This is a genomic window from Brevibacillus sp. MS2.2 (assembly GCF_013284345.1).
GTDB lineage: Bacteria > Bacillota > Bacilli > Brevibacillales > Brevibacillaceae > Brevibacillus > Brevibacillus brevis_C.
The window spans coordinates 39,961-52,490 of sequence record NZ_JABSUZ010000008.1 but is presented as its reverse complement, the minus strand read 5'-3'; the positions used below and the strand labels follow the sequence as shown (position 1 = coordinate 52,490).

Here is a 12,530-nt window from a genome sequence, read left to right as displayed (position 1 = left end):
GTCTGTTTTCTTTTATGTCCGGCATAAATACGGCTTCAAAAGTACGAGTGCCACGAGAAAGAAAATGACGGCGACATAAGCGGGCAAGAGATGAATAAAATCGACATACCCAACAGTAAAATGTATGCCTATGCCGGAAACAAAGCCTGGAATGCCTGCTAAAAACAATGTCCACCAAATCCACGCTTCTCCTCTCCTGATACCCCAAAGACTGATCAGCAAGACAGCCAGGCCATTCGAAACTAATGCCCCTCCAAAGCCAGCGCGGTCATGAGCAATGACCGGAATTAATCGCTCATTGTAAGACTGCAAGGTATCTGCAGACACACAGAGAAAGACGAGATCAGAAGGAACGAAGACACCTGTGACGCCGATGATCGAAATAACGATACCAGCCCCTGTCAAACCAAATCCGATGATGACAAAGAGCAATTGTCCCCATAGAGCCATTCGCCAATCCCGATCGTTGTGAAGCTGAGGCGGTAGGCGAGTCAAATGAACCTTTGCAGGTGTTCGTAATGCGAGCAAAAACATGGGGAACAACACGAGCGCTAAAATCGCGTGCAAGTAATCGAAGTACCCGTATCCAATAAATAAAAAGAAGCTGGAAAATCCAACAGTACCGGAGATAAGCAAGATGGTTCGCGTCCAGTGAATATCTTTGCGTAGGCCATGATAAGACAGTTGACTGTACAAAATTCCTATGGATATCATCGTTCCTGCCAGACTAATCCGATCGTGTGACATAAAAGAGAGGATTTGCGCATTTAAGAGCGCAAGTTGGTCGGCTGACATCTCGAGGAAGCGTTCGTCGTAGGGGAGGACGACGGTTGTTGCGGCGACCATCCAAGCAAGTGCCCCACCGAACATCATGCCCACGCCCAACAAGATTCCCCATATCCAAGAAGAAAATAAAAAAGTAGATCGTTTTTCTTGAGGCGGGTCAGTGCCTGGTTGTATTTGTAAAATGGCTTCGTTAATTCGTTTTGGCAAGCCAGGGCCAGAATAGACCAAGCCACTGTGCAATTGCACAAAATTGGCACCCGCGGCAAGAAGGGTCAAAGCATCATGTGGCTCCAGAATGCCGCCTGATCCAATGATAAGGGCATCTGACCACTGTTCCCGTGCCCAGGAGACAAATTTGACAGCTTGCTCGTGTGAACTCCTCCCCGTGATGTAAACAGAGTTATTCGCGCATGGTGAATCTTCCTGAATCGTGCCTCCTGCGACAACTAGACCGTTTAGTCCTGCTTCTTTTGCCGCGGTAAGAATCGGGAGTGCTTCCGCATCTGTCAGGCTCGGGGGGAGCGCCAGCAAGAGTGGCATATCCGTATGGTTACGCAAACAGGAAAAATGTTCCTTCCACGCTGTATGGCTCCATTCTGGCTGTCCCATATTCGCCCGCGAATCAATAGTGAAAAACGAACAAAAACGCTCCAAACTGTCGATTAGCTCCTGAAGCTCTTCTGTGGCTTCTCTCAGGCTGGCTTTTGGTTGGCAGGCCAATCTGACTCCGAGAGGAATTTTGATGCCAGTAGCTCCCTCCAGGCGCCTCTGAAGGGTATATATACCATTATTTACCAATGGATTTGAATAGTGGATATTCATCGCGGCAATGTCACGTTGAACGGTGCCGAGAGAATCAATCGGTTCTTTGGACACAGGTCCCAGCTCTAGAAACCCGAAGCCGAATTTGGACAGCGCTTCAATGGCGATGCAATCCAGGTCTAATCCGGCACCCATCCCGACTGGAGTAGGGAACGTGACTGGACCAATTGTTTGGGAGAGCTGGGAGGGAGGCTCCATATGTCCCATCCATTCGATGATGAGCGAACCACCCGGAATTTTTGCCAAAGTCCCGATTGACTGCAAGGTAATAGACCGGGCCCGCTCGGGTGGCATGAGAAAGAGAAGTGGCCGAAACATCGTTTGATACGACCAGTCTGGCATGGCAGCACCACCCACCTTTCCTGATTTTTCCTAATTCCATCTTATCTCAAAATGTTTGCATAAAAAATAAAAAAAGCTGCTCTCTCGTGAAAGAGGCAGCCGTTTTTCGGTTCAGATCGGTTAGCCAGAAATGGCGGTTTGTCTTTTTACGACTTTAATCGTTTTTAGTGTCTCATCTTCAGGGCCTTGTACGGGTAATCCGACTCGGATGTTTTCCTGAATGTACGCGATATTTTCCTCAGTGATGACCTCTCCAGGAAGGAAAATCGGGATGCCTGGAGGATACACCATGATGAACTCAGTGATGACTCGACCTGCTGCTTCCACCAACGGAATCGTCTCTGTTTCTGCATAGAATGCATCTCGAGGAGTTGTGGACAGCACAGGGATATTCGGCAATGAGATGGTAGGCTTATCTTCTGCTTGTACGTGCGAAAATTCAACAGACAGATCGCGCAAGCCATTTACCAGCGTACGGATGGATTCTTCCGTATCTCCCGCAGTAACAAAGCAGAGGATGTTGTACAAATCGCTCATCTCTACTTCAATGTTGTACTTGTCACGCAGCCAGTTCTCGACTTCCCATCCAGTGATTCCAAGATCGCGTACGTGGATGAGGAGCTTGGTTGGGTCCATCGCAAAAGTCGCAGGCTTTCCAAGAATTTCCTTGCCAACGCAGTAGATGCGCGGGATTTCGTTAATCATATCACGTGCTTTTGCTGCCAGTTCCATCGCTTGATCCGCGAGCATTTTCCCGTTGAGGGCCAGATGCTGACGCGCCATGTCCAAAGACGCGAGGAAGATGTAGGAAGTCGAAGTCGTCGTGAGCATACTCATGACCGTTTTCACCCGATCGACATCGACGAGCCCTTCCCGTACATTCAAGATCGAGGTTTGGGTCAAAGAGCCACCCAGCTTGTGTACGCTGGTCGCTGCCATGTCGGCACCTGCTTGCATGGCCGAAATCGGCAGTTCCTCATGAAAATGAATATGCACACCATGAGCTTCGTCTACCAAGACAGGAATTTCATAGTTATGCGCAGCCCGCACGATCTCGCGCAGGTCACCTGCAATACCGAAGTACGTTGGGTTAATCACCAACAGGGCAGCAGCATCAGGATGAGCTTCCAATGCTTTTTGTACGGCCTTCACTGTGATCCCGTGAGAAATACCCAGACGCTCGTCCATGGCAGGGTGAATAAAGATTGGGATTGCTCCAGCGAAAATAATCGCCGACATAATCGATTTGTGTACGTTACGCGGTACGATAATTTTGTCACCAGGACTGCAGGTCGCCATAATCATTGCCATGATGGCACCGCTTGTACCTTGCACGGAAAAAAATGTATGGTCAGCGCCGAATGCCTCGGCTGCCAAATCTTGTGCTTCTTTAATCATTGCCTTCGGGTGATGCAAGTCATCCAATGGCGCAATGTTGATGAGGTCTATCGAAAGAGCGTTGTCCCCGATGAACTCGCGAAATGCCGGATGCATACCCATACCCTTCTTATGGCCCGGAATGTGAAATTGAATCGGGTTCCGGTTGGCGTGCTCCAACAACCCGCTGAACAAAGGAGTTTTCATTTGTCTCACTACGATCGCCTCACTTTACTAATCAAGAATAATAAGGGGAAAAACAAACAAATTGAGTATAGCAAAATAGGGGGGGAAAGCAAGCGAATTTTTATTCATGTCCGCGAGTGGTGGCAGGAGTTTGGCCTGTAAGCCGAGAAGGTCATTTACACGAGGTGATAATAAGGATGAAAACGAGAGTAACGGAGCTACTTCAAATTACATATCCGGTAGTTCAAGGTGGCTTGGCTTATTTGGCTTACGCAGACTTGGCTGCGGCTGTGTCAAATGCCGGGGGACTCGGACAAATTACGGCTATGTCGTTGCCATCGGCTGATGCACTGCGGGAGGAGATTCGCAAGGTCCGTGCATTGACGGATAAACCATTTGGTGTGAATTATGCAATTGGTCAACACGGTCGGCCGTATGAAGAAATGCTGGATGTGGCGATTGAAGAAGGAGTGACGGCTGTTTCGGTAACAGGAGGCAATCCAGAGCCGCTGCTGCGCAGACTCGATGGTCATCCCATCAAAAAGCTTGTCTTGGTTGCGTCTGCTCGCCAAGCACAAAAAGCAGAATCGATTGGTGCGGATGCTGTGATGGCTGTCGGTCAAGAAGGCGGGGGGCACCTGGGACGAGATGATATCGGGACGTTTGTTTTGATTCCGCGTGTGGTAGATTCCGTGAAAATTCCGGTATTGGCTAGCGGTGGCATCGGTGATGGTCGGGGAATTTTGGCAGCGCTTGCACTTGGTGCAGAAGGTGTAGAGATGGGGACGCGATTTATTGCGACGCAAGAATGTGTTCATGCACATTCGGCCTACAAAGAGGCGTTGGTTGCTGGAACCGAGCACGATACCGCAGTTATCAAGCGCACACTGGGAACACCTGCGAGAGTCGTTCGCACACCAGGATCTGATCACATTCTTCAATTGGAAAAAGAAGGGGCAGGCTACGAGCAGTTAAAGAGTCTTATCAGTGGAGCGAACAATTGCACATTTATTTATGAGGGCGACAGCCAGCGTGGCTTTGGTTGGGCTGGTCAGGTTATTGGATTGATTGATGATGTGCCAAGTGTCCAACAATTGTTTGACCGCATGTTTGGCGATGTGAACAAGTCGTTGGACCGATTGCAGTCTTTTTCTTAAAACAAAAGAACAGGCCTGCGTTTTTCAAATGAAAGCGGACCTGTTCTTTTGCATATAACTTAACTAAAGAAAGCGGGAGGCGGTCTATCCACGAGAATTTCCTAATGAATAGAGCTTGCTCAATACGCCAAATGTTTCTTCGAGACGACTCACCAATGCTTCTCCGTCTGCAAGGATTGGATCATGACGGTCAATAGTAATTCCACAGAGCAATTCCGCTTTTTTTACCTGTGCCAGCCTGTCCACCAACTTTTTCACGCCAGCCGTGCCCAGCTCTTTTTGAGACGTGCTTGCTGGTTGCATATGATCTGGAGACCAGTGAAAATGCTCCGGAACCATCGCGATGACCTCATCTAAACGCTTGTTAAACGCATGACTGATCAGCTCTTTGGAAGGAGACTCGTAGATTACTGCGTACCAAACGAACAAATGTGTTCCCCACAAGCCGATTTGAAAGTGCGGGTGTTTTTTGTAACCGCGTTTATCATTAGCCCAGGCAACCCACGTATCAGCTGGTGGGTTCACCGTACGGCGTGCATGTTTTGCTATGTGCGTAAACATTTCATCCCCGGTTGCTACGGAGAGAAAAGGCGCAAAGTGCTGGCTGAGTACTTCGAATTTGGGACGGATATTGGTTTTGATCGCGTCCATCCGAGCATCCAGTCCATCAATGGCAAAAACATCAAAATCTTCTTGACGAAAGCCTGGAAACGTTGGCATGTAACAAACACCTCTTTTAAGCATCATCGACCCCCACTGGAAAGAAAAGGGCGATCGTCCCCGTCAAGGGAGCTTGGAATCCTCCATATGATATCATACCATCCAGGAAAAAAATACATGCCGAGTTTTATGAATAGCAAAACCAAAGCCTGAATAATATGATATACCACTCACTCCCTTGCGGCAAAAGTGATATCTGAGTATTCTGTCAACGGGAGGAGCCTGTAGAAGATGAATCTCGGCATGGAGTTGGAGTATTTTCATTTGGCAGTTTGGTTTGACCGCAAAACATTGCACGCGATGGTGCAGGCCCTGGTGGAAGCAGGGGTGAGCGTCACGTGGAAAGAATCTCCCGAGCAGTTTCACCTCCTCGTGAACACCACAGATGGCCGATCCGACTGGAAAATGCAGCGTTTAAACGGGTCCTATAAGCTGCACATTGCAGGCATTCCTGTCAATGATTCTCGGGTGGCACTCGTACTGTACCACTTCGTAGAGCGGGCAAAAGGGCATGCCATGATCAAGGTCACTTTTGAAGAGTGCGTCTTGCTGAAGCAAATCCAGTACGGAGAAGTTATCAGAATAGTGGAATTAAAAGGAGCTGAGAAAAAAGTGATCTATGAAAAATTTTGCAATGTAACGATGGATCAGGTAATTGCCGCGATGAAACGACGTGACTCGGAAGAACGCATCCCGGTGCTCCGTCTGGAGTTGGATTATGAACTGGCGACGTTGTATGACGCGATGCAAGCCAAAGACCAAAGTCAAATGAAACAGTCCACAGAGCGATTAAAACAGCTCCGTCGGGAAATGTTGCTTTTGGAAGCGTAGGCAGACTGGAGGATAGCCAAAGGACGATGAGTTTGACACAAACCAATACGGAATGAAAAAGCGACATCTCAACAAATGAGGGTGTCGCTTTTTTTGGTTGCAAGTCGCTTATTAGTAATTGTTGTTTTTATAAAAGACTTGTTTGAATGGGAGGCCTGGCGGTTGTACAATAAAGAAGGTTTTTGACAGCATATTTACGCACACGCCGGAAAGGAAGAAAAGTTTTGGAAGCATTCCTATCACAAATCCCCAATGTAGCGATCCTGCTTTTAGCCGTCATCGCATTGACACTGATCCTGTTATGGATCGTGATTTTGCAGTCTGTCCGGATTAGTCGATTGAGGAAATCAATCAACCGGATTATGACAGGGACGGGAGGAGCCAATCTCGAGGAAGGCTTGCACAGACTGCTGGATCAGGTAGAGGAAATGAAAAAGCAGCACAGTGATCAGCAGTTTGCCATCAATCGTCTGTCACAACGAATGGCAGCGCAATGCGGCAAAATAGCGATTATCCGTTACAATGCTTTCGGGGATGTCGGCAGTGATCTTAGCTTTTCGTTGGCGGTAACAGATGACGCTGGGAACGGCGTCGTGATCACCAGCATTTTTGGACGAGAAGAATCTCGTGTGTATGCCAAGCCGCTTGAGCAAGGGACATCGAGCTACCATTTGTCTGAAGAAGAACAGGCTGCGATCAAAAAAGCGATGACCTCAACCGCAGGGATATAAGTCCCTCTGAATTTCAATGAAACAGCAAGCATATGAATGAATCAGGGAGTTCTTTTCATTTCTCTGCGTCTGATTGCGGATATTCCGGTTTTTTGCTAAAATTCATCGCCATTTTCCTCAAGACTTTTGATGGCATCTGAGGTATAATAAAGATGTCAAAAATGGCTTTTTTGCGAAAAACAAAAAGTAGGTGATCCGCCTTCATTACCCAAATCGATTTTCGATTCGCGGGGCAAGGCCAGGTTCTACAGCGTTCTTTTGTTGACACTTAGCGTATCTCCTCTGATTTGGATAACTGTTCGGTCGTACTCGGCCCATGCAAACCAAAAGAATTGAGGAGATATTTATGGCACAGCGTTTAGCAACTAATTACGCCAAGGCCTATTTTACGGTGAATGAAGAAGAGCTGAACCAGTTCGTTTCGCTTTTCACCAATGAACACATTTCAGTCCAAGTCAAAGTGTGTGACAATGGCGATCGTGACGTAATCTTGAATGACAAGAACGGCGAAATTCAATTGAGTTTTTGTCGGGTTGGCAGCCGCTACTCATGCGACAGCTCGTATCTGATCCAAGATCGGCAACTGGCAAATGCCATGAGAAAAGCAATGAAAGCGTTCCGAGGCTATGGAATCGTCCATCGGATTTATGACGGCTTCACAATGGTGTATCACTACGATCAAGGATCGGTTGTGAGCATTCAGGAGCTAACCGGAGACGAGGAAGTGTCCATCTTTGAAAATAACTCTCTGCACATGACCAATGAGCTGGAGGCGTTGTTCCAGCAGGATGGCAGCGAGCAGGAGATTGAGTCCATACGCCAAGAAACGGACCGATGGCTGGATTTGCGTAATTGGGCAAAGAGAACTGCCCCGGAAAAACTTCCAGCAATTGATGTTCGATTAGCAACGTTATCGCGGCGGTTATATGAATTAGAAGTTTAGTGAAAAAAGGGTGCTTTGGGCGCCCTTTTTTATGTAAATAACAAAAAGCGGGTTTCCTACTAACAAGAGGTTCCCGCTTTTGTTGTTTCTTGCTTCACTTAGCGCAATTGTAATGGTTTGCTCATATTGTACCAAATTGCACCAGCGTGATCTGAGCTGGAAACACCGTTGTTGAGGTATCCATGACTTTCATAGTAGCTAATCAAATTTTTCTTACAAGTAAGCGTGATCGTCTCACGGCCGGACTCTCTTGCGGATGCTTCCAGGTGTGCGAGGAGCTTGGAGGCAATGCCGCGATTTTGAAAAGCGGGAGAAACCGCTAATCCTAAAATGGTTTGATGGCCGCCAGATGCCGGGTTTTCTTTAATCGTTTGAAAAAGATCATCGGTAATGAAGGTGGATTCGACGACGGGTCCATTGACCAAACCCGCAATGACCCCATCCGCTTCCGCTACAAAAAAGCTGTCAGGAATCAATCGAATACGCTTCTCAAATGCTTCCTGGGTCGCAGCCTCATCTGGTGAGAAGCAAAGGTGCTCGATGGCGATCAGTGCTGGCAAATCTTCTGCTTTGGCATTACGGATAGTAATCATTTCCTTTGCGATCCTCTCCATTCTGGTTCATTTCTGAAAGTGTAACATAACTCACAGCATGTGAAAGCCCACTTGTAGCAAGTGGTTGCTCTCCATCCTGTAGAATAGCCGTCAGCCTATTTATAGTGTTCTTAATAGATTATTGAAAAAGGGTATTGTCAAACTAGGCCGATGCATGGTATTGTTGTTTTCGTTGGAAACAGGATTAGGAACCAGGATTCACTTTAAAGGGTGGATAACAACGGAAACCGCCCCCGTTAGTGAATGACGCAGGTCCTAGCGATGTTTAACATTACACTCGTTAGGAAGGGGGAACCGAAAGATGGAATATTCGACTTTCGGAAGACACGTTGCTGTTGACACATGGGGAGTTCAGTTTGATTTGTTGAACGACGCAGAATTTTTGAAAAAGGAAATGATTGAGGCTGCTGAGGCATGCGGTGCTACGGTACTGAGTGTGCAAGCGAAGCAGTTTTCTCCTCAGGGTGCTACCGTACTGGTTCTTCTCTCGGAAAGCCACCTGTCCATTCATACGTATCCTGAGCGCGGCTTTGCTGCTCTGGATTGCTACACGTGTGGGGAAACCGTTGATCCGCAAATCGCCATCGACTACTTGGTATCCGTGCTGAAGCCGGAAAAAACTTACGCGAAGAAATTAGTTCGTGGTTTGGGTGAACTGCAAGTTGTTGAGCCAGAAATGAAACTGGTTGAAGCGACAAAGTAAGTAACAAATGGAAAAGTTTTCAAGAGGTGCGGGCTGATTCCGCACCTCTTTTATATGGAACTTCGTTTCATATTTGTCATTATGGAGTGACAGTAGGAATTCTGCGGCCAATATCGTGGAGCAGAGAACGAAATTCCGTGGATGTATTGGTGATCTGGCTTTTCATGTCGGGTCTCACATCAACTTGATTGGTCCGATGCGTCGCTTCTTCATAAATATCTGCATGGATGGCACGAATCCGGTCAAATGTGGCTGCGTCGGATGCTACTTGGATCGAGAAATTGGGAACGCGTGAACGAACGGCGGAGTGGACTTGCTGTTCGATTATGCGCGTTTGTTCAGGGCCAAAATTTTTCCGAACACGAATTCCGATGACCGCATCGGTGCCACTCACGAGAACAGTAGCACGTTCCACACCAGGCACGTCATCTGCGACCATGGTGAGCTGTTCAGCCAAATCCTGATTAAAACCGTTAACCGTATATCCGTTTCGATAATTGCGGGCATTGATTCCGCCAGTGTAGGCATGATAATCATGAGCGAGGCTTGTCCTAGCACCTGGGGCCTGCTGATAGGTGGTACTTTGTGTGTGCGCTTGATTTTTTGGATGGCTGCTCGAGCTTGCGCATCCGCTCATCATGGTTGCAATCATTAGCAAGCCAACCAAACATTTCGGGCCGTACCGTTCCATACGTTTGCCACCTCCATTTTCCTTAGTATGACGAAATTAAAGTCTCTTACTCAGGAAGTGGCTCCCGTAAAAAACTGCCCATTGTGCCGCGTTTCACTACCTGTTAATATGGAAGGTATGCATAATAGAGGAGGTTCACATGAAGCGTCTTGACATACGCAACATTGCAATTATTGCCCACGTTGACCACGGAAAAACAACGCTGGTTGACAAACTTTTGATCCAATCGGGCACATTCCGCTCGAATCAACAGGTAGAAGAGAGAATGATGGACTCTAACGACCTGGAGCGCGAGCGTGGAATTACGATCCTGGCGAAAACCACTTCTGTTAAATACAAGGATTTCACAATTAACATCTTGGATACACCAGGCCATGCTGACTTCGGTGGCGAGGTTGAGCGTATCATGAGCATGGTGGATGGCGTTCTGTTGATCGTCGACGCCTTCGAAGGCTGTATGCCACAAACGCGCTTTGTATTGAAAAAAGCGCTGGAAGCAAAAGTTACCCCTATCGTTGTCGTGAACAAAGTTGACCGCGACAATGCACGTCCTCAAGAAGTTATCAACGAAGTGTACGACCTGTTCATCGATCTGGATGCGACGGAAGACCAGTTGGAATTCCCAATCGTATATGCTTCCGGTCTGCAAGGGATTGCAGGACTTGAGCCAGATAAGCTGGAAGGCGACCTTCGCCCACTGTTTGACACCATCGTAGAGCATATGCCTGCTCCTGACGCAGACGAATCTGCTCCGCTCCAAATGCAAGTAACCATGCTGGATTACAACGACTTTTTGGGTCGTATCGGGATTGGCCGCATCTATCGCGGAACCATGAACCTGAATGAAATGGTATCTGTCACTACCCGCGAAGGCGAAGTGAAAAAAGCACGGATTCAAAAGCTGTTCGGTTTCTCCGGATTGCAACGTGTTGAGCAAAAAACAGCACGAGCAGGAGATATCGTAGCGATTTCGGGTATTGACGATATCAACGTAGGGGAAACCGTTTGCCACGTTGACCATCCAGAGGCATTGCCACTCTTGAAAATTGACGAGCCTACCCTGCAAATGACGTTCCTTGTGAACAACAGCCCGTTTGCTGGTCGCGAAGGTAAGCACGTGACTTCCCGCAAGCTGCGTGATCGTCTGATGGCTGAGCTGGAGACAGATGTATCTCTGCGTGTAGATGAAACAGATTCGCCAGATGCGTATGTGGTTTCTGGACGCGGTGAATTGCACTTGTCCATCTTGGTAGAGAACATGCGTCGTGAAGGCTTTGAGCTAGGTGTGTCCAAGCCTGAGGTTATCATTCGTATGATCGATGGACAAAAAATGGAACCGGCTGAGCTGCTGATCATTGATGTGCCTGAAGAATACACAGGGGCAGTAATGGAGACATTGGGTCAACGTAAAGCCGAGATGGTTAACATGATCAACAACGGCTTTGGACAAGTTCGCCTGGAATTCATTATTCCATCCCGCGGTTTGATCGGATATCGTACAGAGTTCTTGACGATTACTCGCGGTTACGGTATTCTCAATCACTCCTTCGACAGCTATCGTCCACTTGTACCAGGAGCGGTAGGAGGACGTCACGCAGGGGTACTCATTTCCCACGAGACAGGAACAGCTACCACGTACGGCTTGATGTCCGTTGAAGATCGCGGAACCATGTTCATTCACCCAGGTACAGAAGTATACGAAGGCATGATCGTGGGCGAGCACAACCGTGACAACGATCTTGTTGTTAACGTATGTAAAGAAAAGCATGCGACCAACGTACGTTCTGCGACCAAGGATGAGACTGTCAAAATGAAGGCTCCTCGCATGTTGTCCTTGGAAGAGGCACTGGAATATCTGAACGACGATGAGCTGTGCGAAGTAACACCTCAATCCGTTCGTCTGCGCAAAAAATATCTGAACAAATCAGATCGTGAGCGCTATGAGAAGCAAAGACGCTATGAAGCACAACCGCAAGCGTAAGATAGAAAGAAAAAGAACGCCACTTGATCCTGTTGGGGATGAAGTGGCGTTTTTGTTTGGGCTTATTTTTACAACAGACTCTCAATATCAGAGATGAGTTCTTCCGGTTGAGTACGAGCACTGATGCGTTTTACGACATGACCGTCTTTATCCACGAGGAATTTGGCGAAGTTCCATTCGATATCTGAATGTTCATCGCTCTGGGCATGCTCCTTCAAATACTGATACAACGGGTGAGTACCAGGACCATTGACATCGATCTTTGCAAACAGCGGGAACGTTACGCCGTAATTTCGATCGCAGAACGTTGCGATTTCTTCTTCTGTTCCTGGCTCTTGCCCAGCGAACTGGTTGCAAGGGAAGCCGAGAACGACGAGACCCTTATCCTGATAACGCGTATACAGCTCCTGTAGCCCTTTGTATTGAGGGGTAAGGCCGCATTGGCTGGCGACGTTTACGATTAGCAGGACATGCCCTTTGAAGGCGGCTAATGTCTTTTCATCACCGGAAATCGTTTTGACGGCAATATCATACAAGCTCATCTTATTCCCACCTTTTTCTACTGACATATCCTCATCATAGCATGTACCGCGAAATTCATGCTAGCTACATGGAAGAGCCTACCGTTTTTTGACACAGAATCCAC

At 47.8% G+C, this 12,530-nt stretch carries 12 protein-coding genes; 6 read left to right on the top strand and 6 right to left on the bottom strand.

Annotated elements, in window-relative coordinates:
- Positions 1-12: 12 nt before the first annotated feature.
- Both HP568_RS09355 and HP568_RS09350 read right to left on the bottom strand, forming a co-directional pair.
- Positions 13-1,950, bottom strand: a complete 1,938-nt coding sequence (locus HP568_RS09355; protein ID WP_048033801.1) for a beta/alpha barrel domain-containing protein — start codon at positions 1,948-1,950, stop codon at positions 13-15.
- Between the two features lie 120 nt (positions 1,951-2,070).
- Positions 2,071-3,543: an aminotransferase class I/II-fold pyridoxal phosphate-dependent enzyme gene (locus HP568_RS09350; RefSeq protein ID WP_048033800.1), complete on the bottom strand. Its 1,473-nt coding sequence runs from the start codon at positions 3,541-3,543 to the stop codon at positions 2,071-2,073.
- A gap of 167 nt (positions 3,544-3,710) precedes the next feature.
- On the opposite strand from HP568_RS09350, the gene HP568_RS09345 reads away from it, so the two are divergent.
- On the top strand, positions 3,711-4,670 hold the full coding sequence (locus tag HP568_RS09345) for an NAD(P)H-dependent flavin oxidoreductase (protein ID WP_048033799.1): 960 nt from the start codon (positions 3,711-3,713) through the stop codon (positions 4,668-4,670).
- Between the two features lie 84 nt (positions 4,671-4,754).
- On the opposite strand, the gene HP568_RS09340 is transcribed toward HP568_RS09345, so the two are convergent.
- Positions 4,755-5,390: a YktB family protein gene (locus tag HP568_RS09340; RefSeq protein ID WP_048033798.1), complete on the bottom strand. Its 636-nt coding sequence runs from the start codon at positions 5,388-5,390 to the stop codon at positions 4,755-4,757.
- Between the two features lie 231 nt (positions 5,391-5,621).
- Here HP568_RS09340 and HP568_RS09335 point away from each other — a divergent pair, with 231 nt between their 5' ends.
- The 3 genes from HP568_RS09335 to HP568_RS09325 all read left to right on the top strand — a co-directional run bounded on the left by HP568_RS09335 (position 5,622) and on the right by HP568_RS09325 (position 7,895).
- Positions 5,622-6,221, top strand: coding sequence for a hypothetical protein (locus HP568_RS09335; protein WP_048033797.1), 600 nt, complete (start codon positions 5,622-5,624; stop codon positions 6,219-6,221).
- A gap of 224 nt (positions 6,222-6,445) precedes the next feature.
- Positions 6,446-6,952 carry a DUF4446 family protein gene (locus tag HP568_RS09330; protein WP_048033796.1) on the top strand — a complete coding sequence of 169 codons (507 nt, stop codon included), beginning with the start codon at positions 6,446-6,448 and terminating at the stop codon, positions 6,950-6,952.
- Between the two features lie 346 nt (positions 6,953-7,298).
- Positions 7,299-7,895 (top strand): hypothetical protein, encoded by a 597-nt coding sequence (locus HP568_RS09325; RefSeq protein WP_048033794.1) that lies wholly within the window; start codon positions 7,299-7,301, stop codon positions 7,893-7,895.
- A gap of 98 nt (positions 7,896-7,993) precedes the next feature.
- Here HP568_RS09325 and HP568_RS09320 read toward each other — a convergent pair whose 3' ends face one another.
- Positions 7,994-8,488 (bottom strand): GNAT family N-acetyltransferase, encoded by a 495-nt coding sequence (locus HP568_RS09320; RefSeq protein WP_048033793.1) that lies wholly within the window; start codon positions 8,486-8,488, stop codon positions 7,994-7,996.
- Between the two features lie 322 nt (positions 8,489-8,810).
- Between HP568_RS09320 and speD the strand changes: the two genes are divergently transcribed.
- Entirely contained in the window at positions 8,811-9,212 is a 402-nt protein-coding gene (gene speD, locus HP568_RS09315) for an adenosylmethionine decarboxylase (RefSeq protein WP_048033792.1), read from the top strand.
- A 79-nt stretch (positions 9,213-9,291) separates the two neighbouring features.
- Here speD and HP568_RS09310 read toward each other — a convergent pair whose 3' ends face one another.
- Positions 9,292-9,903: a YhcN/YlaJ family sporulation lipoprotein gene (locus tag HP568_RS09310; RefSeq protein ID WP_173628932.1), complete on the bottom strand. Its 612-nt coding sequence runs from the start codon at positions 9,901-9,903 to the stop codon at positions 9,292-9,294.
- 139 nt (positions 9,904-10,042) lie between these two features.
- Between HP568_RS09310 and typA the strand changes: the two genes are divergently transcribed.
- Positions 10,043-11,884: a translational GTPase TypA gene (gene typA / locus HP568_RS09305; protein ID WP_048033790.1), complete on the top strand. Its 1,842-nt coding sequence runs from the start codon at positions 10,043-10,045 to the stop codon at positions 11,882-11,884.
- A gap of 68 nt (positions 11,885-11,952) precedes the next feature.
- On the opposite strand, the gene HP568_RS09300 is transcribed toward typA, so the two are convergent.
- Entirely contained in the window at positions 11,953-12,426 is a 474-nt protein-coding gene (locus tag HP568_RS09300; protein ID WP_048033789.1) for a glutathione peroxidase, read from the bottom strand.
- Positions 12,427-12,530: the final 104 nt, after the last annotated feature.

Excerpts from the sequence above, each read along its gene's own strand:
- typA (WP_048033790.1), top strand. The coding sequence starts at position 10,043 with ATGAAGCGTCTTGACATACGCAACATTGCAATTATTGCCCACGTTGAC.
- HP568_RS09310 (WP_173628932.1), bottom strand. The coding sequence starts at position 9,903 with ATGGAACGGTACGGCCCGAAATGTTTGGTTGGCTTGCTAATGATTGCA.
- HP568_RS09300 (WP_048033789.1), bottom strand. The coding sequence starts at position 12,426 with ATGAGCTTGTATGATATTGCCGTCAAAACGATTTCCGGTGATGAAAAG.
- HP568_RS09340 (WP_048033798.1), bottom strand. The coding sequence starts at position 5,390 with ATGCCAACGTTTCCAGGCTTTCGTCAAGAAGATTTTGATGTTTTTGCC.
- HP568_RS09320 (WP_048033793.1), bottom strand. The coding sequence starts at position 8,488 with ATGATTACTATCCGTAATGCCAAAGCAGAAGATTTGCCAGCACTGATC.
- HP568_RS09325 (WP_048033794.1), top strand. The coding sequence starts at position 7,299 with ATGGCACAGCGTTTAGCAACTAATTACGCCAAGGCCTATTTTACGGTG.
- speD (WP_048033792.1), top strand. The coding sequence starts at position 8,811 with ATGGAATATTCGACTTTCGGAAGACACGTTGCTGTTGACACATGGGGA.
- HP568_RS09345 (WP_048033799.1), top strand. The coding sequence starts at position 3,711 with ATGAAAACGAGAGTAACGGAGCTACTTCAAATTACATATCCGGTAGTT.
- HP568_RS09355 (WP_048033801.1), bottom strand. The coding sequence starts at position 1,950 with ATGCCAGACTGGTCGTATCAAACGATGTTTCGGCCACTTCTCTTTCTC.
- HP568_RS09335 (WP_048033797.1), top strand. The coding sequence starts at position 5,622 with ATGAATCTCGGCATGGAGTTGGAGTATTTTCATTTGGCAGTTTGGTTT.